This window comes from Rathayibacter iranicus NCPPB 2253 = VKM Ac-1602, assembly GCF_003149025.1.
Lineage (GTDB): Bacteria > Actinomycetota > Actinomycetes > Actinomycetales > Microbacteriaceae > Rathayibacter > Rathayibacter iranicus.
On the sequence record NZ_QGDV01000014.1, the window covers coordinates 56,573 to 78,818 of the forward strand.

Below are 22,246 nucleotides of genomic sequence, written 5' to 3' on the forward strand. Positions count from 1 at the left end.
GCGGTATCGCGCCCGACGACAACGCCGCAGACGACCCCTCCGCGGCCCGCGCCTAGCGTCGGGTGGCGTCGTGGACTTCGCCGACAAGCTCCTCAATGATGTCCTCGAGGAACAGCACGCCCGTCGCCCGTCCTTGCTCGTCGAAGGCTCGGGCGAGGTGGGCGCCGGTCCGGCGCATGATCGCGAGGGCATCCTCCAGGTCGGTGGCTTCGAAGATGGAGGCAAGTTGGCGGATCCTCTTCGTGGGCACCGGGAGGCGGAACTTCGCGCCTTCGGTGTCACCGTCGAGGTCGAGGACGTCCTTGAGGTGAATGTAGCCCTCGGGGGTGCCGTCGTCGCCGAGGATCACGTAGCGCGAGAAGCCGTGCTTGGCGACGGCGCGCTCGACGTCGGCGGGCGTCGCTCCGCTGGGCAGGCTGACGATACCGTCGAGCGGCAGGGCAACGTCGCGGACCTTCTTTTCGGTGAACTCGAACGCGGCGAGGAGGGTGCCCGTGGAGTCCCGGAGGGTGCCCTCGCGAGTCGACTGGTCGACGATCGTCTGCACCTCCTCGAGCGTGAAGGTGCTGTTTGCCTCGTCCTTGGGCTCGACCTTGAAGAGCCTGAGCACGCCGTTCGAGATCGCATTGAGGGCCACGATGATCGGGCGGAGCACGCGGGCGATCGCGACGAGCGGAGGCGCGAGAAGCAGCACTGCGCGGTCGGGCATCGAGAACGAGATGTTCTTGGGCACCATCTCACCGAGCACGACGTGCAGGAACGACACGATCAGCAGCGTGATGACGAAGGCGACCGTGCCCGAGAGTTCGTCCGGGATTCCGACGGCGTGCAGAGGCACCTCGAGCAGGTGGTGAATGGCCGGCTCGCTCACGTTCAGGATCAGCAGTGAGCAGACCGTGATGCCCAGCTGGGTAGTGGCAAGCATCAGCGTCGCGTGCTCCATCGCGGCGAGCGCGGTGATCGCGCTGCGGCGTCCGCTCTCGGCGAGGGGCTCGATCTGGGAGCGGCGCGCGGAGATGACCGCGAACTCCGCTCCGACGAAGAAGGCGTTCGCGGCGAGGAGCACCACGAGCCAGGCGATTCCGGCCCAGTCACTCATCGTCGGACTCCTTGTGTCCACGGAGGCTGTGGGTGACGTCAGCGAGAGGGTCGGGGATGCCCTCCGGGACGGCCTCAGGGTTGGGGGTGAAGCGCAGGCGGTCGATGCGGCGTCCGTCGAGGCGTTCGACGCGGAGCGATCCGCCCTCCACCTCCACCTCGTCGCCGATGGTAGGGAGGCGGCCCAGTTCTCTCATAACGAAGCCCGCAACCGTCTCGTACGGGCCGTCCTCGGGGATGTGCACGCCAGCGCGGTCGAGGACCTCGTCGGGCCGGAGAATGCCGGGGAAGGTCGTTGACCCCGGCAGCTTCACGACATCGGCCCGTGAGCGGTCGTGCTCGTCTGCGACCTCGCCTACGAGTTCCTCGACGAGGTCTTCGAGGGTCGCGACGCCGGCCGTCCCGCCGTACTCGTCGATGACGACGGCAAGCTGGAAGCTACGGCCGCGCAGCTCAGTGAGTAGCACGTCGAGCTTCATTGTCTCGGGGACACGGAGCGGCTCGGAGCGGAGAGCCGTCACCGGCACCTCCGAACGCTTGCCGCGCGGCACGGCGACCGCCTGCTTGACATGCACGACTCCGACGATGTCGTCGATGTCGTCATCGGTGATTGGGAAGCGCGAGAGCCCGGTCGTGCGGGCGAGTTCGAGCACGTCCTGCGCGGTGCTCGAGCGTTCGACGGTCGACAGGCGAAGGCGCGGAGTCATCACGTCACCCGCGGTCAGGGCGGAGAAGCGGAGGGTTCGCCCGAGCAGGTCGGCCGTGTCCTCCTCGAGCAGGCCAGCGCTGGCGGAGTGGCGCACGAGGCTTGAGAGCTCCTCGGCGCTGCGGGCTCCCGAAAGCTCCTCCTTCGGCTCGATGCCAACGAGTCGGAGCAGGGCGTTGGCGCTGCCGTTGAGGAGTGCCACCGCGGGGCGGAAGACGGTGGTAAACGCGGTCTGCAGCGGCACGACGAGCTTCGCCGTCGCACGCGGCAGAGCCAGTGCGAAGTTCTTGGGAACGAGTTCGCCCAGGATCATCGACAGCAGCGTCGCGATGACGATCGCGACGACGGTCATGATCGGCGTGAGCACGTCGTCGGAGATGCCGAGTCCGCTGAACGGCCCGCGAAGGAGCGTCGAAAGCGCCGGCTCCATCGTGTAGCCGGTGAGCAGCGTGGTCAGCGTGATGCCGAGCTGCGCGCTCGAGAGGTGCGTCGAGGTCACCCGCAGCGCGGCAATCGTCATGCCGAGGCGCGTCTCGCCACGGTCGCGCCGGGCCTCGAGGTCCGCACGATCGAGGTTGACCAGTGCGAATTCGCTGGCCACGAACACACCGGTACCGAGCGTCAGCAGTAAACCGACTCCGAGGAGAAGCCACTCAGTTCCCACCGTGGCCCCCGTTCACGTCAGGGGAGCACGAGGGGTACGGGACGGGCCGGTCCTCGTGGGCGTCAACACAGCGCGGATGGGCAGAGGGAGGGTCGTCCATTATGCGGGCGAGTCTATCGGGACTCCGCGCTCCAAAAGGATCTCACAGCCACTTCTTGCGCTTGAAGGCCGCATAGAGGCCGAGGCCGAACAGCACCATGAGCCCGAGCGCCCACGGGTAGCCGAGGCGCCAGTGCAGCTCGGGCATGTCATTGAAGTTCATTCCGTAAATGCCCGCGACCAGCGTCGGCGCGAACAGGATCGCCGCCCATGACGAGATCTTGCGGACGACGTCGTTCTGCGCGAGCCCTGCCTCGGTCTGCCGCCGCGAGACGAGCGTCGAGTGCACGGTCAGCGCCTTGTCGAGGATCGCCCGCAGCGAGTCGACACCCTCCGTCACCCGGATGGTGTGGTCGAGCACGTCGCGCAGCGAGCGGTGCAGCTCGACGCGCTCGGGCACGGGCTCCGCCTCGCTGGCCGTCGCCTCCTCGAGGAGGCTCTGCAGCAGCGCGGTGAGCGGCTGAACCGCGCGCTGGAAATGGATGACTTCACGCGACAGCCGGTAAATGCGCTCGGACAGACCTGCCTCCGTGTCCTCACCGAAGAGCTGGTCCTCGATCTCGTCGACGTCGCCCTGAACGCCGAACACCACGGGTGCGTACTCGTCGACGACCTGATCGAGGATGGCGTACAGCACCGCCTCCGGTCCGCGGGCGAGCAGGTCGGGGTCCTCCTCGAGCCGACGCCGCACACGGGCGAGGTCGGGCGAGTCAGCGTGCCGAATGGTCACCACGAAGTCCGGGCCGACGAACACGTGCAGCTCGCCGAAGACCACTGTCTCGGCCGCGTCCACGTAGCGGGCGGGGCGCAGCACGACGAAGAGCCCGTCGTCGTAGTGCTCCAGCTTGGCCCGCTGGTGCCCACTCAGCGCATCCTCGACCGCCAGCGGATGCAGGCCGAACTCCTCCGCGACCGCCTCCACCTCCTCGCGGGTTGGGCGATAGAGGCCGATCCATGCCATGCCGCGCTCGTCCCGCATCAGCTCGAAGGTGTCCTCGAGCGAATCCGGGTCGCGGATCCGGTGGCCGCCGACGTACACGGCGTTGTCGACGATGGTCATGGGCTCGGTTCTACCACGCGAGGGCCGGTCACCAGCTGACCGGCAGAGCCTTGCCCTCCTCGTAGCCCGCGGCCGACTGGAGGCCCACGACCGCACGCTCGTGAAAGTCGGCCACGCTGCGCGCCCCCGCGTAGGTGAAGGAGGAGCGGACGCCGGACGTGATCATGTCGAGCAGATCCTCCACAGAGGGGCGCAGCGGGTCGAGGTAGATGGTGGAGGAGGAGATGCCCTCGGCGAAGAGGCGCTTGCGAGCCAGCTCGTATGCGTCGAGCCGCTCGAAGCGCTCCTCGACTGCCTTGGCCGACGCCATGCCCCAGCTCTCCTTGTAGACGCGGCCGGCCGCGTCGCTCCGCAGCTCTCCCGGCGCCTCGATCGTGCCGGCGAACCAGGAGCCGATCATGACGGAGGCGGCGCCCGCCGCGAGCGCGAGGGCCACGTCGCGCGGATAGCGCACCCCGCCATCGGCCCAGACATGGGCACCGAGCTCGTGCGCGTGTTCGGCCGTCTCGAGGACCGCGGAAAACTGCGGCCGCCCGACAGCCGTCATCATCCGGGTCGTGCACATCGCGCCCGGTCCTACGCCGACCTTGAGGATGTCCGCCCCCGCGTCGACAAGGTCGTGCACCGCGTCGGCCGTCACGATGTTGCCCGCGGCGATCGGTACTCCGAGATCGAGTGCCGCGACGGTCCGCAGCGCCCGAAGCATCCCCTCTTGGTGGCCGTGGGCCGTGTCGAGCACCAGCACATCGACGCCGGCGGCGACCAGCGCGCGGGCCTTGCTCTCGACGTCCCCCGTGATGCCGATCGCCGCAGCGACCCGGAGACGCCCCGCGGTGTCCAGGGCCGAATCGTAGATGGTCGCGCGCAGCGCACCGGTGCGAGAGAGGGTGCCGACCAGCGCGCCATGATGCAGCACTGGAGCGAAGTCGAGGTCGGCCGCGACCATCAGGTCGAAAGCCGCTCGGGCCGTCGGAACATCGTCGGCGTCGATCGATGCGGTCGCACCGTGCACCAGGTCGCCCAGCGATGCATCGGGAAGTGCGGTCGCGAGGCGCGACGCCGGAACGCAGCCGAGGATCGTGCCGTCGGCCTCCTGCACGACAAAGCCGTGGCCGGCGACCGCGGGGAGGATCGCGAGCGCCTCCTCGACGGTCGTCGCGGGAGCGGCGGTGAGGGCTCCGGAGAAGGGCACCGGCTGGCGTTTCACCCAGCGGATCGCGGCGTCGAGAGCTTGCAGCGGCATGTCCTGCGGCAACACTCCGAGGCCGCCGCGGCGGGCGAGAGCGGCGGCTAGTCGCGGTCCCGTCACCGAGTTCATGTTCGACGAGATGATGGGGATGGTGGCTCCCGTGCCGTCACCAGGGGCGAGCGACACGTCGAGCCGACTCGTCACCGACGAGCGGCCGGGGACGAGGAACACGTCCGAGTAGGTGAGGTCGCCTGGGGGTGATCCGCCGGAGAAATGCATACGGGAAACGCTACTCCGGCGCGGCCCACGGTCAGCCCCTCGGGGATCGGGGCTAGGCTGGATGATCGGGACGGGACCAGGCGAGGGCACCACTCCCCGCGGTTCGAGGATGACCTCCTCGTCCGCGGTGGCAGGCGCCGGGGGGCTGCGGCGGGCCCGTCCGGATGATCGAGGACGAATCAACGGAGAGAGTGGGCGATCGGCTGTGTCGAGCCAGTTGACCGGAGTGGGAACAGACCAGGGCGCGGAGGACTTCGGAGCCAACGAGTGGCTCGTGGAGGAGCTGTACGAGCAGTACAGCACCGATCGCGCCTCCGTGGACGAGTCCTGGTGGCCGATCTTGGAGCGCTACGGAGCCCAGCTCGCGCGCACCGGCTCGAAGGCGGCGGATGATGCACAGCCTGCGCAGGCGTCTGCCGCCGAGCGCGTCTCGACGAGCGCCGGAGGCGCGGTGAACCATCCTGTCACCGCCCCGTCCGAGACTGCACCCGCTGCGCGCACGACATCGAAGCAGCCGAAGGCCCAGCCGATCCCCGCCGACGCACCAGTAGGCAAGCCCTCGACCGACGACTCCACCCCTAACGAGGACGTCGTCACTCCGCTGCGCGGCATGGCAAAGAGCCTCGCCACCAACATGGACGCCAGCCTCACAATCCCGACCGCCACAAGCGTGCGCACCATCCCGGCGAAGCTGATGATCGACAACCGCATCGTCATCAATAACCACCTGCGCCGCACACGCGGCGGCAAGGTGTCGTTCACGCACCTGATCGGCTGGGCGCTGATCCGTGCGCTGAAGGACTTCCCGAGCCAGAACGTCTTCTACGACGAGGTCGACGGCAAGCCCGCCGTCGTCGCGCCGGCGCACGTGAACCTCGGCATCGCAATCGACATGCCGAAGCCCGATGGCACCCGAGCCCTGCTCGTCCCGAGCATCAAGCGCGCCGACACCCTGACCTTCACGGCCTACCTGTCCGCCTACGAAGACCTGGTGAAGCGGGCCCGCGGCAACAAGCTCGTGGCCGGCGACTTCGCGGGTACCACACTGTCCCTGACGAATCCTGGCGGCATCGGCACCGTCCACTCCGTGCCCCGTCTGATGAAGGGTCAGGGCTGCATCATCGGCGCCGGTGCCCTCGAGTACCCGGCCGAGTTCCAGGGTTCCTCCGAGAAGACGCTGGTCGAACTCGGCATCGGCAAGACGATCACCCTCACCTCGACCTACGACCACCGCGTCATCCAGGGAGCGGGCTCGGGCGAGTTCCTGAAGATCGTGCACGAACTCCTGCTCGGCGGTCGCGACTTCTACGAGGACATCTTCGCCGCGCTGCGAATTCCCTACGACCCCATCCACTGGTCGACCGATATCGCCGTCGACCTCGCCGAGCGCGTCTCCAAGACCGCTCGAGTGCAAGAACTGATCAACTCGTTCCGCGTGCGCGGCCACCTGATGGCCGACGTCGATCCGCTCGAGTATGTGCAGCGCTCGCACCCGGACCTCGCGATCGAAAGCCACGGCCTGACGTTCTGGGATCTCGATCGCGAGTTCGTCACCGACGGCTTCGGCGGCAAACGCCAGCTCAAGCTGCGCGACATTCTCGGAATCCTCCGCGACTCCTACTGCCGCACTGTTGGCATCGAGTACATGCACATCCAAGACCCGGAGCAGCGCGCGTGGGTGCAGCAGAAGCTTGAGCGCGGTTACGAGAAGCCCGGCCACGACGAGCAGCTGCGCATCCTCGGCAAGCTCAATCAGGCGGAAGCCTTCGAGACGTTCCTGCAGACGAAATACGTCGGTCAGAAGCGCTTCTCCCTTGAGGGTGGGGAGTCGCTGATCGCACTCCTCGACGCCATCCTGCAGGGCGCGGCCGACGAGAACCTTGACGAGGTCGCGATCGGTATGGCGCACCGCGGGCGCCTCAACGTGCTGACCAACATCGCCGGCAAAACCTACGGTCAGATCTTCCGCGAGTTCGAGGGCACCCAGGATCCGCGCACGGTCCAGGGCTCCGGCGACGTGAAGTACCACCTCGGCACGGAGGGCACCTTCCGCGGTGCCGGTGGTGAAGAGATCCCGGTGTATCTCGCTGCGAACCCCTCGCACCTCGAAGCGGTAAATGGAGTGCTGGAGGGCATCGTCCGCGCCAAGCAGGACCGCAAGCCGATCGGCACGTTCACGACGCTGCCGATCCTCGTGCACGGCGATGCTGCAATGGCGGGCCAGGGCGTGGTCGTCGAGACCTTGCAGATGTCGCAGCTGCGCGCCTACCGCACCGGCGGGACGATCCACGTCAACATCAACAATCAGGTCGGCTTCACGACCCCGCCACACGAGGCACGCACCTCGATTTACTCGACGGACGGCGCGAAGACCATTCAGGCGCCGATCTTCCACGTCAATGGAGACGATCCCGAAGCCGTCGTTCACGTCGCCCAGATCGCGTTCGAGTACCGGCAGCGCTTCCACCGCGACGTCGTCATCGACCTCATCTGCTACCGCCGCCGCGGGCACAACGAGGGAGACGATCCCTCGATGACGCAGCCGCTGATGTACAGCCTCATCGAGGCGAAGCGCTCGGTACGCAAGCTGTACACCGAGGCTCTCGTCGGTCGCGGCGACATCACCGAGGAGGAGTACGACCGCGCCCACCAAGACTTCCAGGACCGCCTCGAGCGTGCCTTCGCCGAAACTCACGCGGCGCAGACCGGCGCGATCCCAGTGATCTCCGACGACGGTTCGATCGCCGATCTCGAGCTGCCCGATGCGCAGCGGGGCGAGGACTACCCGGGCGAGCCCGACGTGACCGGAGTGAAGACCGAGGTGATCACCCGCATCGGTGACGCGTTCATGACTCCGCCCGAGGGCTTTGCGGTGCATCCGAAACTCCAGCAGCTCCTCGCGAAGCGCCAGGAGATGAGCCGGTCCGGCTCGATCGACTGGGCGTTCGGCGAGCTTCTCGCGCTCGGCTCGCTCCTGCTGGAGAACACTCCGGTCCGCCTTGTCGGGCAGGACACCCGTCGCGGCACCTTCGTCCAACGCCATGCCGTGCTGCACGACCGCGAGAACGGCCAGGAGTGGCTGCCGCTAATGAACCTGTCGGAGCAGCAGGCAAGGCTCTGGATCTATGACTCCCTGCTCTCCGAGTACGCCGCGATGGCGTTCGAGTACGGCTACTCCGTCGAGCGTCCCGACTCGCTGGTGCTGTGGGAGGCGCAGTTCGGCGACTTCGCGAATGGCGCGCAGATCGTGATCGACGAGTTCATCTCGTCGGCCGAGCAAAAGTGGGGCCAGCGCTCATCGCTCGTGCTCTTGCTCCCCCACGGCTACGAGGGCCAGGGCCCGGACCACTCCTCCGCCCGGATCGAGCGCTACCTGCAGATGTGCGCCGAGCGGAACATGACCGTCGCGCGCCCATCGACGCCGGCGTCCTACTTCCATCTACTGCGCCGCCAGGCGTACTCGCGGCCGCGGCGACCACTCATCGTCTTCACCCCGAAGGCGATGCTCCGCCTGCGCGGTGCGTCGAGCCCCGTCGAGGACTTCACCTCGGGACGCTTCGAGCCCGTGATCGACGACGCCCGCGTCCAGGATGCGTCGGCCGTGAAGCGCGTCCTGCTGCACGCAGGCAAGGTGCACTACGACCTCAAGGCGGAACTCGACAAGAAGCCCGACGACGGTATCGCGCTCGTCCGGGTTGAGCAGTACTACCCGGCACCGATGGAGGAGCTGCGCGGCATTGCCGAGCGCTACCCAGACGCCGAGCTGGTTTGGGTACAGGACGAGCCCGAGAACCAGGGGGCGTGGCCGTTTATCGCTCTCGACGTAGCGCCGACGCTCGGTCGCCCGATCCGCGTGGTCTCGCGCCCCTCGGCAGCCTCTCCCGCGGCAGGCTCTGCCAAGCGTCACGCCTCCGAACAGGCCGACCTGCTGTCACGAGCGCTCACTCGCTGACGCTGCGCCGGGGGGAACCCTGACCCGTCGAGACCGTCCGCTGTAGCGGAATCCCTCGACGGGTCAGGATTTACCCCGAAAAGCCCGATTTACAGGCTGGCCGACGCAGGGACGTGAGCCGCGTGCTCGTCGCGAAGCATGTCGAGCACCTGGACGCGGAGGTCCTCCGGCGCGGTCTCCTTGCAGGCACGCTGGACGGCGATGGTCAGTACGGCACCGACCTTCGCTTCGTCGGTGCAATCGACGCATCCGGCAATATGATCGCGAATGTCAGCGGCATCCTCCTTGCACAGTTCATTGTGCAAATACTCCTCGAGTTCGGCCTTCGCCTTCGTGCAACCGCTGTCGGTCATTTCGTGCTCCCGGAAGTGAATGCGGCGCGATATCCGCGCTCGCGTGCATAGTCGGTCAGTCGTTCACGCAGCATACGGCGACCGCGGTGCAGCCGACTCATCACGGTCCCGACGGGGGTTTTCATAATGTCTGCGATTTCCTGATAGGAAAAGCCTTCGACATCGGCGAAGTAGACGGCGAGCCGGAAATCCTCCGGAATCGCCTGGAGGGCTTCCTTCACCGCCGTGTCGGGGAGGTGGTCGATCGCCTCCGCCTCGGCAGAACGACTGGAGGTCGCCGTGGTCGACTCTGCTCCGCCGAGCTGCCAGTCCTCGAGTTCGTCGATTGCGCTTTGGTACGGCTCGCGCTGCTTCTTGCGGTATGAGTTGATGAAAGTGTTCGTCAGAATGCGGTAGAGCCACGCCTTAAGATTCGTGCCCTGCTGGAACTGGCGGAACGCTCCGAAAGCCTTCGCGAACGTCTCCTGCACAAGGTCCTGCGCATCGGCGGGATTCTTCGTCATGCGCAAGCCAGCCGCATAGAGCTGGTCAATAAAGGGCAGAGCCTGCTCCTCGAAGAGCACACGAAGATCGACAGGAGCGTCGGCGCGGATATCGTCCAGCGACTCCTCGACGGTGTCCTCGATTGTCTGCTCCGTCTCGGCGAGCGCAGAGACCTTGTCGGCCGGGCCGGTGCGGGGTACGTCATCGCGAGTCATCGGAAGCGATTCTACGGCGGTGACGCTCGCGGCGACCGGGGTTGCGGGACAACGGCGGCTGCGGGAGGCGGCTCGTGCGCGAGTGGTCGTCGCCACCGGGGACGCCGCCGAGGGGGTCGTCATCGTCGGCGTCGTTATCGCCACTACCGCCATGCTCTGCCTCCGTCACTCCTGCCGACGCCCTGCTGGCCGACTATCCTGACAACCGATGGTCTTCTCGCGTTATTCCGCTCCCGAGTTCGATCCGTACGGCGATGCCCGTGCGCTCCCCGACGACGATGCCTGGCCCGCGCCGCTCGCGGCCGGTGCCCTCGACGCCGAGTTGGGGCTGCCCGGATCCAAGTCGCTCACCAACCGGGAGCTGGTCCTCTCGGCCCTGGCCGAGGGTCGCTCCACGGTGCGCGCACCGCTGCGCTCGCGCGACACTGCGCTCATGATCGAGGCCCTGCGCTCGCTCGGCACAACGATCCGCGAGTCCAGTGCGACCGGCGACTTCGGCGCCGACCTCATCGTGGAGCCGGCGGAGGAACTGCTGGGCTCCACCACCATCGACTGTGGCCTCGCGGGAACAGTGATGCGTTTCCTGCCTCCGCTCGCTGGGCTCGCGCTCGGACCGACCACCTTCGACGGCGACGCGTACGCGGCGAAGCGGCCGATGGGTGCGACCATCACGTCCCTGCGCTCGCTCGGCGTCGACGTCGCCGATGACGGCCGCGGCACACTCCCCTTTACTGTGCACGGGTCCGGGTCGGTTCGTGGCGGTGAGGCGATCATCGACGCCTCTCGTTCGAGCCAGTTCGTCTCGGCCCTGCTCCTGGCGGGTGCTCGCTTCGACGAGGGGCTCCACTTGCGCCACGAAGGCGGTCCCCTCCCCAGCCAGCCGCACATCGACATGACCATCGCCGCGCTGGCGGCCCGCGGAGTGGCAGTCGGCGCTCCCGCTCCGGGCGAGTGGACCCTCGCTCCGCAGGACATCGCGGGAGCCGACGTGCTGATCGAGCCTGACCTCTCCAACGCCGCTCCGTTCCTGGCCGCGGCACTGGTTACCGGGGGCCGCGTCCGGCTGCGGCGCTGGCCGGCCTCGACGACTCAGGTCGGTGCGTACCTCGAGCGGATCCTCCCGCTCTTCGGCGGCACCGTCGAGCGGGACGGCGACGTCCTCGTGGTGACCGGAGGCGACGAGATCCTCGGAGTCGACCTCGACCTGTCCGAGGGCGGCGAACTAGCCCCAGCCCTGGCCGCGCTCGCCGCGCTCGCGAGCACGCCCAGCACGCTCACCGGCATCGGCCACATCCGCCACCATGAGACCGACCGCCTCGCCGCCCTCGCAGCCGAGATCACGGGGCTGGGCGGGATCGTCACCGAACTCGAGGACGGCCTGCGGATCGAGCCAGCGGAGTTGCACGGCGGACGCTGGCACACGTACTCCGACCATCGGATGGCGCACGCGGGCGCCCTGATCGGGCTGGTCGTGCCTGGCGTCGTGATCGAGGACATCGCCACGACCGCAAAGACGCTCCCGCAGTTCCCCGAGCTGTGGACCGCTCTCGCCGGATCGATCTGACCCGTGTCGTGGTGGACGGACAGCGGCCTCGACGCCGACGGCGTGCTCGACGACTTCGACGGCTACGACGAATCGGACGCCCGGGTACGGCCGAACCCGAAGGGCACCAAGCCACGCACCAAGAACCGGCCCGCGTACGAGGACGCTGAGATCGCGATGGTTCTCGGTGTCGACCGAGGCCGCTACACCGTGATGATCGGCGACGGCACTCCCGAGGAGCACGAGTTCACCGCCGCCAGAGCACGCGAACTTCGACGCCAGGCCATCGTCGCCGGCGACCGCGTCGACGTGGTCGGTGACTCGAGTGGTGACGACGGCACGCTTGCGCGCATCGTCCGGATTCGGGAGCGCTCAACCCTCTTGCGCCGGAGCGCGGATGACACGGACGCGATCGAGCGCGTCATCGTCGCGAACGCAGATCAGATGCTGTGCGTCGTCGCCGCTGCCGATCCAGAGCCACGGACCCGCCTGGTCGACCGCTACCTCGTGGCCGCCTTCGACGCCGGTATCACGCCGATACTCTGCATCACCAAGACCGACCTCGCCGACCCGGCCCCATTCCTCCGGAACTTCGAGGGACTGGATCTGCGCGTGTTCCTGTCCAGCCAGGACGAGCCGCCGGTCGACGAGATCGCGGAGGCGTTGCTCGGGCACGAGACGGTCGTGGTGGGGCACTCGGGGGTCGGCAAGTCGACGCTGGTGAACAAACTTGTGCCGAACGCCCACCGCGCCACGGGGCACGTCAATACGGTGACCGGCCGGGGCCGGCACACGTCCTCGTCCACTGTCTCCTTGCGCGTCCAGCGCGATGACCGGCACGGCTGGGTGATCGACACTCCCGGCGTACGCTCGTTCGGCCTCGGCCATGTGAACACCGACAACATTCTTGGTGCTTTCACCACCCTCGCCGAGATCGCCGAGGGCTGCCCGCGGGGCTGCACACACCTCCCCGACTCCCCCGACTGCGCCATTATCGAGGCGGTCGCGGAGGGAACGCTGGGCGCGAGCGGACCCGAGCGTCTTGACTCCCTTCAGCGCCTCCTGACCACCTTCGCCACGACCGACGGAAGCAGACGATGACCGATCTCTCCCCCCTCCCCACCGACGCGCGCCTCGGCGCCGGCGACGCTGCACCCGGTTTCACGCTCCCGGACCAGGACGGACATCCCGTCTCGCTCGAGGATTACCGTGGGCGCCGGGTCATCCTCTTTTTCTACCCCGAGGCCGATACACCCGGCTGCACCACCGAGGCGTGCGACTTCCGCGACAACGCGGCCTCGCTCCGCGACTCCGGCTACGAGGTGCTCGGGCTCTCGCGCGACACTCCCCAGGCACTGCGCCGTTGGGCGGACGCGCAGGGCATCACCTACCCGCTGCTGAGCGATCCCGATATGACCGTGCATCGCGCCTACGCCGTGTGGGGTGAGAAGAGCCTCTACGGCAAGACCGTCGTCGGCGTCCTGCGCTCGACGTTCGTGGTCGGAGCCGACGGCGGGGTCGAGTTCGCGCAATACGGCGTGCGGGCCACAGGCCACGTCAACGCTCTGCGGAAGAAACTCAAGCTGGTCTGACGCGCGCTCGGACCCGTCGTCCCGCGCCAAATCACCTCCCATCCCCGTCATCTCTGCGAGCATCACTCACAGTCGATGAGTGTGGCGCCGACCGGGCGCCCTGGCGGGACGAGGGACGGCGATGATGCGCACAAAAGCACGGATGACGCGGGCGGGCTTGACGGGCGCGGCGAGCGCCCTGATCGTCGGTCTCCTGGCGGGCTGTACCCCGTCGCCTCCCCCGCTCCCCTCGTCTCGTCTCCTGCAGTCGGTCTCCGTCGCGGCGACGACCGACGGCAGCGTGCGAACGATCGACGCCACGACGGTCGGAGTCGGGTCCGACGTGTCGCAGACCACCACCTCGACGACCTCCTACGACCCCGGTGCCGTCGCAGGCGACCTGCCGGTCCGAGTGCGTACCTCGTACCGCACAGCCGACTCCGCAGGGACCAATCTCGCCGACCTTCGCGGCTACGCCGGACGGGTCGAAATCTCGCTGGCGGTCGAGAACCTCACGGTCCACGCCGAGGACGTCACCTTCGACGTCGCGGGTGGCGCGACGAGCCGATCTGCTCTCGTGGGCGCGCCACTGACCCTCGCCGCCTCGACGGTCCTCCCGGGCGTCTCGCCGAGCCGGGTCGTCACCGCAGCCGAGACCGGCGCGGTGACCAACGGCGTGCTGAGTCGCGACGACGCGGGTGATGCGGTCCTTCAGTGGGCGTCGCTCCTCGCACCGCCCACGGGAGGGGCAAACGCCACGCTGACGCTTGTCGCCGACGTGTCCGACTTCGCCGTGCCCTCCTTCGACCTGGCGGTGCAGCCAGGGCTCGCGACAGATCCGACACCCGCGGGCGCGCTTGAGGCGGCCTTCGACACAAGCCCGGCCTCCGCGCTCGCGCTCCAGCGCCGCACGATCGACGTAATCACCTCCGTCGACGAACTCTTGACCCGCGCCGGAACGACCGTCGCCGAGGTGCGCACCGCGCTCGACGCGACCTCCGAGACGCTGGGCGTGCGCACCGCGGAGGAGCTGCGGCAGAGCACGGCCTCGACGGCCTCGTCGATGCAGGGCCTCTCTGGGCAGCTGACCGCGCTCCGCAGTGAACTCTCGACGACGGTCTCCGGCACGGAGTCGGGGCTGCTGCAACAGCTCTCGCAGGCGATCGCCGCGGTCGACGCGATGCTCGGGGACACCTCGGCGACCGTGCCCAAGCCGGTGCTCTCGGGCAACGGCTGCGCCGTGGCGGTCGAGAACCCGGGCGGATCGGGCGCGATCCACTCCGAGCTACTACGGCTGACCGCCGAGCTGGACGCCTACGGCACGGCCGCCGACTCCTGCCGCGAGCAGGTCGTCGCATCGCTGCGCAGCGCTGTCGGCCCCGTGTCGCCCACGGCCGAGAGCTGCACGACCTCCTCGATGACGTGCTCGCTCGCCGCCTCCGGGACCGCCGTGGACACCGTGCTGGTCGGGCTGCTCCGACAGGGCGGGGAGTTGGTCGATTCACTGCAGCCCGAGCTGATGGCGGGAGTGGAATCGGAGTACACCACGCTCTCGACCCGGGTGGACGAGGCCACGAAAGCCACCGACACAGTGTCCGCCAACACTCCCGACGGCTCCGCTGCGACGACACTCGCCGGGCTGACCACCACGCTCGACGGGATCGACGGCCACGTAGCCACGCTGGAGAAGGCCATGACGTCGGTGGGGAGCACCGCAACGGCGGCACGCGAAGAGCTCGGCACACCCGACGCAGAGGGCTCACTCGCGGCTCAGAACCAGGAACTGGCGGACGAACTCTGTCGGCTGGTGCCCACTCTCCCGCTACCCGGAGCGACACCCGGATCCACTCCCGGAGCCACGACCACGCCGACCGCGACACCCGCACCCGCCGGTACGCCGACCACGAGCATCGATCGTTTGCGCGCCTACCTGACAGACACCCCCTGCTCCGGCACCGGCCGACTGGCGACTCCGAAGGGCTACTCCGCTCCGATGGCCGACCGGCTCGACGAGCAGGCGAAGTCCTGGAGCACGGTCGAGACGCTTGCCGGTAAGACCGGCGCCGGAGCAGACCTGACTGCGCTGCGCACGTCGCTCGCCACCCTCCGCACGACCGTGTCGGAAACCGCGGCGGCGCTCGGGGCCGATGACGCTCACCTCACGGAGCGGATCACCGCACTCCGCACTGCCTCCGCCGCCCTCGTTACGCAGCGGGACTCGCTCGGCTCACGTATCGACGCGCTCTCCGTCCAGCAAGAGGCCCTGGCTCCGGCGATTCAGGAGGCATTCGCGCACGCGGACGCCGCCGCCTCCTCCGCGGTCGCCGCGATCCTGGACGATCAGATCCGCCGTGTCTCTGCTCGCTCCGTCGTCGACACCGAGGCGGTCACGACAATGTTCGATCGCTCCGTCTCCGGACTGCACGAGACGGCCGCTGACATCCGAGCCGACGGCACAGCGACGGTCGACGCGGAGCACCAGGCGCTGAGCACGGCCGAGGCCCGAATCGGTAGCGCAATCTCCGAGCGCACCCGAGACTCGCTGACAAGGATCGCCACGACGATCGACGCGTCCACCCGCGACACGGACGCCGCCTCCGCACTGCTGGCGGCCGATCTGCACAAGGTGCTGCTTGACCTCGGCGACCGCTCGGTCGGGGGCTCCGGCCTTCTCGGGTCGATGACCACGAGTGCCGCCAAGGTCGGCACCGCCGACGTGCAACTGGCCCTCGCCTCGCAGAGCGCTCAGGGCTACGCAGGAGTGCGCTCGGAGGACGTCTCGGGCATCCTGCTTGCCCAGGCGCAGGAGCGGGCCTCGCTCGCCGCCGCGGACACTCTCCCCGCCTTCCATCTCAACGTTCCGGACGGTGCACACACGCAGACCGTGTATTCCTTCCGGATCGGTGACGAACGATGACCCGGCTCGGGAAGCGGGCTGCCCCACGGACGAGGCCCAACCGACGGCTCCTGCTGGCGGGAGGCGCGGTGCTGGCGGCGCTGCTGATCCTCGGGGGCGTCCTGGTTGCACTACTGCCGCCGCGTCCGGCTCCGACCACAACGGTCGCCGAGGTGCCGGTCGGGTTCTCGTGCGCTCGAGTGCCCGAAGGGCTGACCCTCGGAGTCGTTGTCTCGCTGAGTTCAGCTCCCGGCGAAGGGGCGGAGTGGAAGGACGCCGCAAACGGAGCCGTAGTGGCCGCTCGACGGTTCGCAATGGGCGGCTGCGCGGTCCGGCTGATCGCCGTCGATGACCACGGCACGGCAGATGGTGCGCGCGCGGCGGTCGAAGAACTCGCCAGCCAGCAGGTGTCCGGTCTGGTGATCGCCACCGACGGCTCACACGCGGCGGCGGCGGTCGACGCGGCGCGCGCGAGCGGGATCGCGGCGCTCCTCCCCTACGGGGGCGATGCGATGTCAGCTGGCGAGGGTGCATGGCCGACCGCCCCCGACGCCGCGCGGATCGACGCTGCACTGGTCGAGGCGTCCGGACCGGGATCGAGGACTCTCCTCGTCGATGCCGGCGGGACCGCTCCCCAAGGAGTCGCGCCCGAAGCGACACTGGTTTTCGCCCCCGGGGGTTCGACGGCCGACCTCGTCGATGCCGCGCGGCCGCACCTCGGCGGTGAGCACCCCGTGGACCGCGTTCTGGTCTCAGGTCCGGCCGAGACGCAAGCGACCGCTGTCGCTGCGCTGCAGGCCGCGGGAACCGCGACGCCGATTCTGCTGACGCCTGACGCGCAGAGCCCTCACTTCGCCTCCACACTCGTCGACGCCGGCGGCACGCTGTCGGGCGACCTGACGACGGCCGGAGTCGATTCCGGCGACGCAGTAGCGCTCCGTGGCGACGAGGCGGGACGCGCCATGTCCGCGTACCTTGCCGCCCTGCGAGTGGCGGCCGACGACTCCGCACAGACAGCTCTCCTCGGCGACCGGCCATTCCGCGAGGTCTCAGCGGTGGCCGACACCCCCAGCCACGATGCGGTCGTCGCGCTCGTGCGTGCAGCCGCGGCGGCGGGTCGCCGGGATCCATCGGCGGTCACAGCGGCGCTGAGCGGCTCCGTCGTGGGCCCGGCCGAGGGCCTCGCCGGGCCCAGTCTCGATTTCAGCGCGCCGACCGCCCTCGACGCGCCGGTCGTCCCACTCCACGCCACCCCGCAGGATCTCGGCCTGCGGCCGACCACCGTCCCGCTGCTCTGGTTCGCCGGACAGCCTCAACCCTGAGGACACAGGATGCGACTGCTCCTCGAACTCGACGATGCCCGCCACGATGTCGACCTCGGCCGGCACCGCTCCTCTGCGACCCTCGGCGACCTCGTTGAGGCCGTGACCGGGCGCCGCCTCGACGCCGGCACTGTGCTTGCCGTCGATTCCGCCCTACACCCCGTCGAGACTCCGATCGACGAGATCCTCGTGCTCGAGGGCACCAGGATCGCTCGCTCGGCCCAGCCCCGGCCACGAGCCGTCGGAGGCTGGACCGCCACGCTCTCGGGCGGCCTGTCCGCCGGGGCCGTGGTGGAGATCCCGAGGACTCGGCCGCTGACGGTCGGCCGAGCACCGCAGGCCGATCTCGTCCTCGACACGGCCAGCGCATCCTGGGAGCACCTCACGGTCGTCCGCGAGAGCGACGGTCTGCGGGTGCGCGACGCGGGAAGCACGAACGGCACTCTGGTCGACGGCGTGTCGGTCGGCAGCGACGGCACGGTCGTCACCGGGCCCGCTGTCGTGATCGCCGGAGGAGCCGCGATACTCCTTCGCCCCACGCAGGACGAACCGCGCGCTCCCGAGCCCGGCACGCTGAACAACCTGACTGCGAACGCGACCGTACCCTTCAACAGGCCGCCGCGTCCTGGCAGGTCCGCCCCCGCCGACCCCGTCGTCCCACCCACGCGGATCTCCGTCGCCTCCGCCACGAAGTTCAGCATTATCACGGTCGCCGCACCACTCGTCCTCGCCTTCGCGATGGTCCTCATCATGGGCGACGCGCGTTACGCCCTCTTCGCGGCCCTCAGCCCGGTCGCGGGAGTTGGCATGTGGTTCGAGCAAAAGCATCGGCACACCCGCTCCACGCGGACGGAGGAGCAGCGATTCGATCAGGCGCTCCAGGAGTTCCGAGACGACATCGCTCGGGTGGCACGGGTCGAGCGGACCCGCCTTGAAGAGGAGGCTCCCGACCCGGCGACGTCGCTGCGCCGCGCCGCGCTGCCTACCACCTCGCTCTGGCAACGCCGCTCGACGGCAGCCGACGTCCTCACTCTGCACGCGGGCGTCGGTGATGTGCCGTGGACACCGACGCTCGACCAGCGCTCAGGGTTGCGGCCGGAGGACCAGGTGCGCGAGATCCTGGCGAGCACCGTGATCCCGAGCGCGCCGGTCGCCGTCGACCTCTCCGACGCAGGCGTGGTTGGGATTGTTGGCGACCGCGAGGGGGCGTTGGCACTCGCCCGAAGCCTGCTCTGTCAGGCAGCGGTGCACTGCGGCCCCGCTGACTTGACGATCGGCGTCTTCTGCGACCGCGGCCGCGACAGCGAGTGGAGCTGGGCCTCATGGCTGCCGCACACGCGACGCCCGGGCGGTGAGCGCTTGCTCTCCGACCACCGCGAGCGCAGCACCGAGATCCTCCGCGGACTGCGCGACGCACTCGGCGAACAGTCGCGGCCACGCACACTCCTCGTCCTCGACTCGGACGTACTCACCGAGGGCCGGGACGCTCCCGCGCGCGATCTCCTTGGCTTCGGCCGGGGGGAGCGCGACGCCGGAGCTCGCGTGGCCGGCATCGTCCTCGCCGCCTCAGAGGAGCAGCTCCCCGCCTCCTGCAACGTCGTCGTGCGGATCGAGCCCGACGCGTCCGCCACGCTCTCCCGACCCGACGAGCGCATCACGGTAGAGGATGTCGTGCTCGCCGGACTCGACCGCACGAGCGCCGAGCGCTGCGCTCGTGACCTCGCCCGCTTCGAAGATCCCGAACTCGTCACCGCCGGGGCCGCGCTCCCCGGACTGGTGCGCCTCCCGCCGCTGCTCGGAGTTGATCGCCCGACCACGGCCTCGGTCAGGGAGTGGTGGTCGACGGCGAAAGGAATACGGGCTCCGGTCGGCACTGGCGAGGGCGGCACGCTCGTCCTGGATCTCGTCGCCGACGGGCCGCACGGACTCGTCGGCGGTACGACAGGCTCGGGTAAGAGCGAATTCCTGCGCTCCTTCGTCGCGGGTCTCGCCGCGCGCAACGATCCGACCCGCCTTAGCTTCATCCTGATCGACTTCAAGGGCGGCGCGGCTTTTGCCGCGTGTGAGCGCCTACCGCACACCATCGGAACGATCAGCAACCTCGACGCGCAGCTCGCCGACCGCGCCCTGCGCTCGCTCGAGGCCGAAATGCAGCGGCGACAGCGCGTGTTCGCGGCCGCGGGCGAAGGGATCGACAACCTCGACGCCTACTGGGCGACATCGCCGGCCGAACCGATGCCACGGCTCCTCCTCGTCGTCGACGAATTCGCCATGCTCGCGAAGGAGCACCCTGATGTCCTGAAGTCCCTGGTGAGCGTCGGCGCCGTCGGGCGCACACTCGGCGTGCACATGATCCTCGCGACGCAGCGCCCCGCCGGCGTGGTAAACGACGACATCCTCGCGAACACCAATCTCCGCGTTGCGCTCCGGGTGCAGAGCCGCGACGACTCCGTGAACGTCATCGGCGTGCCGAGTGCCGCCGAGATCTCGCGGAGTCAGACCGGGCGCGCCTACGTCAAGCTCGGCCAGAACGACATCACACCCGTGCAGACGGCTCTGGTAACGGGGCGGGCGGAGGCGGAGGTCGTCAACCTGGTCGAGGTCAGGCCCGTCGGCTTCTCCGGGGTCGCCTCTGCCGAGTCCGACCGTGGTGCGGCGGAGACGGCCCCGACCGACCTCGACCTTCTGATCGACGCCGTGGTCGAGGCGAATGCGGATGCGGGGTTCGCTCCGCCCCGTCCGATCTGGCCGGAACCCCTCGGGGAGTCCATCGCGCTCGGAGGCTTTGGCGCCGAAGAGTCCGACCTCGGCGATGTCGTCGACGACGTGCTGCGCATCGCGCTCTCGGACGACCCGGACAACCAGCGCCAGGTCACGAGCGGGTGGGACCTTCGCGAGGGCAACCTCCTCCTGCTCGGCATCCCCGGCAGCGGCACCAGCACGGCGCTAGCCTCGGTCGCGCTCACCGCGACCCGTCACTTCTCTCCCGGCGAACTCGACCTCTATGTCCTCGACGCAGCCTCTCGTGACTGCTCAGCGCTCGCGGATCTGCCGCACACCGTCTCCTACGTCGGAGCGGGCGCGGGAGCGCAGGAAAAACAGACCCGCTTCCTCCGACACATCCGCGACGAGGTGAAGACACGGCGCGCGGCCCACGGGGAGCACCGTCGGACGCTGATACTGATCGACGGCTTGGCAACGCTCAAGGACGAATTCGAGGATTGGGAGAGCCAAGCTCTGCTGGAGGCGCTGGCACGGGCCTACGCCGACGGTCCTGAGCTGGGACTGCACTTCGCCGTCACGAGCACCCGCGTCAAGGGCCTGCCGTCGGTCATGGAAGAGGTAACGACCCAGAAGTGGCTGTTCCGTTTCGCGGATCCACAGGATTACTCGATCGCCGGGGTGAAGCCCCGCTACGCCCCGCCGCCGGTGCCCGGCCGGTGCGTACTCACGTCGTCCCTCCTCCAGACACAGGTCGCGATACCCGCCGCGGGTCTGCACGCCGCCGTCGCCGAGGTGGTCGCCGCCTGGCCCGAGACGACCACCAAGACCACCGCGATCGCCACGTTGCCCCAGCGGGTGGCGATCAGCGCTCTCGACGTCGAGGCCCGATTCGATGGCGAACCCTGGCGGATCCCCATCGGACTGGGCGAAGCCGATCTGGCGCCGCTCGCCTTCGAACTCTATGAGGGCGAGCATGTGTTCATCTGCGGTCCGGCCCGCTCCGGAAAGTCCACCGTGCTACTCGCGCTCGCCGAGGCCGCCCGCGCCGCCGGGACCGTCGGGATCTGGGGCGCGTGCGACCGCCGCTCGCCCCTGGTCGGCGCCGATCTCGACCGGCTCGCCGTCGGTGCCGAGGAACTGCGCGCCCTCCTCGCCTCCCTGCTGATGGAAGAGGGGCCGGTACTGCTGCTAATCGACGATGCCGAACGCTGGGACGACCCCGGCCAGGGCCTGACGACCCTGATCTCCGGGTCACACCCGGGACGGTGCGTCATCGCCGCCGGACGTTCGGTCGAACTGCGCTCGCAATTCGGGCACTGGACGAAGGCCCTCGGCCGATCCCGCTCCGGCCTCTTGTTGCAGCCCGACTGGGAGCACGACACCCAGCTGTTCCCCGCGCCGATCCCCCGGCGCCTCCCGGTCCCGGCCACCGTCGGCCGCGGTTTTGTCAGCCTCGCGGGAGACGTGCACTTCCTACAGGCGGTGTCGCCGACGCCGGAGCAAGAGGGGGACGACTAGGGGCGGAGCCGTTCGAGCGACGGCGTGATCGACGACGACCTGTCAGAACCACCACCGGAACGACGCGGAGCGTATCCGAACGTTCTCGACAACCTCGTGGAGTCGGGCGGTGGCTTCGCGGTCCAGCGAGCCGTCTTCCTGAACGATTCGGTGGCTGTCGACACCTCAATCCTTCAGTCCGTAGGACTGTCGTACACGCTTACAGAGCAGCCGCATGTCTTTTCGTGTCGTCGCTTCGCGTGCGCGTTGGGCATGTGCGGCGAACAGGCCCGCAGAGAAGTCCTTCCGCGGCAGTCGAGCCGCGAGATACGCCAATGCCTCAGCGTACTCATATCGACGTCGGTCACTCAGGCGGAACAGGTCCATCGCTGCATTTCCTTTTATCGAAACAACAATCTAGCTTGGCTGCCAAGATGGCGTATCTGTCCCGGGCGCCCGGGTACAGCGCGCGAGCCACGAAGAACTGTCTTCCTTTAAGAGGCTCTTCGCAGTTGAGGGTGTAGCCGTACGGGTGTGGGGTTGGCGCGTCGTGGCCGGGAGTGGGGTCGAGGTCTTCCGATGATGGAGGTTCCTA

13 protein-coding genes are annotated in these 22,246 nt (G+C 68.8%); 7 read left to right on the forward strand and 6 right to left on the reverse strand.

Annotated elements, in window-relative coordinates; translation table 11 throughout:
- Positions 1-52: 52 nt before the first annotated feature.
- The 4 genes from B0H03_RS13055 to guaB1 all read right to left on the reverse strand — a co-directional run bounded on the left by B0H03_RS13055 (position 53) and on the right by guaB1 (position 5,095).
- Complete coding sequence (locus B0H03_RS13055) at positions 53-1,099, reverse strand: hemolysin family protein (protein WP_104264232.1); 1,047 nt, start codon at positions 1,097-1,099, stop codon at positions 53-55.
- Positions 1,092-2,468 (reverse strand): hemolysin family protein, encoded by a 1,377-nt coding sequence (locus tag B0H03_RS13060; protein WP_104264231.1) that lies wholly within the window; start codon positions 2,466-2,468, stop codon positions 1,092-1,094. Before B0H03_RS13060 ends, B0H03_RS13055 begins: the two co-directional genes overlap by 8 nt.
- 142 nt (positions 2,469-2,610) lie before the next feature.
- Positions 2,611-3,627, reverse strand: coding sequence for a magnesium/cobalt transporter CorA (gene corA, locus B0H03_RS13065; RefSeq protein WP_104264230.1), 1,017 nt, complete (start codon positions 3,625-3,627; stop codon positions 2,611-2,613).
- 28 nt (positions 3,628-3,655) lie between these two features.
- Positions 3,656-5,095, reverse strand: a complete 1,440-nt coding sequence (guaB1, locus tag B0H03_RS13070; RefSeq protein WP_104264229.1) for a GMP reductase — start codon at positions 5,093-5,095, stop codon at positions 3,656-3,658.
- Between the two features lie 205 nt (positions 5,096-5,300).
- Between guaB1 and B0H03_RS13075 the strand changes: the two genes are divergently transcribed.
- Positions 5,301-9,047, forward strand: coding sequence for a multifunctional oxoglutarate decarboxylase/oxoglutarate dehydrogenase thiamine pyrophosphate-binding subunit/dihydrolipoyllysine-residue succinyltransferase subunit (locus B0H03_RS13075; RefSeq protein WP_181075049.1), 3,747 nt, complete (start codon positions 5,301-5,303; stop codon positions 9,045-9,047).
- An 89-nt stretch (positions 9,048-9,136) separates the two neighbouring features.
- On the opposite strand, the gene B0H03_RS13080 is transcribed toward B0H03_RS13075, so the two are convergent.
- On the reverse strand, positions 9,137-9,400 hold the full coding sequence (locus B0H03_RS13080; RefSeq protein WP_104264227.1) for a zf-HC2 domain-containing protein: 264 nt from the start codon (positions 9,398-9,400) through the stop codon (positions 9,137-9,139).
- On the reverse strand, positions 9,397-10,098 hold the full coding sequence (locus B0H03_RS13085) for a sigma-70 family RNA polymerase sigma factor (protein ID WP_104264234.1): 702 nt from the start codon (positions 10,096-10,098) through the stop codon (positions 9,397-9,399). Before B0H03_RS13085 ends, B0H03_RS13080 begins: the two co-directional genes overlap by 4 nt.
- A 208-nt stretch (positions 10,099-10,306) precedes the next feature.
- On the opposite strand from B0H03_RS13085, the gene aroA reads away from it, so the two are divergent.
- The 6 genes from aroA to B0H03_RS13115 all read left to right on the forward strand — a co-directional run bounded on the left by aroA (position 10,307) and on the right by B0H03_RS13115 (position 21,672).
- A complete protein-coding gene (gene aroA / locus B0H03_RS13090) occupies positions 10,307-11,662 on the forward strand; it encodes a 3-phosphoshikimate 1-carboxyvinyltransferase (protein WP_104264226.1) in 1,356 nt (451 codons plus the stop codon).
- A 3-nt stretch (positions 11,663-11,665) separates the two neighbouring features.
- Entirely contained in the window at positions 11,666-12,742 is a 1,077-nt protein-coding gene (gene rsgA, locus B0H03_RS13095) for a ribosome small subunit-dependent GTPase A (protein WP_181075050.1), read from the forward strand.
- Entirely contained in the window at positions 12,739-13,233 is a 495-nt protein-coding gene (gene bcp, locus B0H03_RS13100; RefSeq protein WP_104264225.1) for a thioredoxin-dependent thiol peroxidase, read from the forward strand. Before rsgA ends, bcp begins: the two co-directional genes overlap by 4 nt.
- Positions 13,234-13,354: 121 nt before the next feature.
- Entirely contained in the window at positions 13,355-16,129 is a 2,775-nt protein-coding gene (locus tag B0H03_RS13105) for a hypothetical protein (protein ID WP_133248945.1), read from the forward strand.
- Entirely contained in the window at positions 16,126-17,430 is a 1,305-nt protein-coding gene (locus tag B0H03_RS13110; protein ID WP_127843942.1) for a hypothetical protein, read from the forward strand. The genes B0H03_RS13105 and B0H03_RS13110 overlap by 4 nt, the downstream gene beginning before the upstream one ends.
- A gap of 9 nt (positions 17,431-17,439) precedes the next feature.
- The gene (locus tag B0H03_RS13115) at positions 17,440-21,672 is read left to right on the forward strand and encodes an FtsK/SpoIIIE domain-containing protein (RefSeq protein ID WP_104264222.1); all 4,233 of its coding nucleotides are present in this window, start codon (positions 17,440-17,442) and stop codon (positions 21,670-21,672) included.
- Positions 21,673-22,246: the final 574 nt, after the last annotated feature.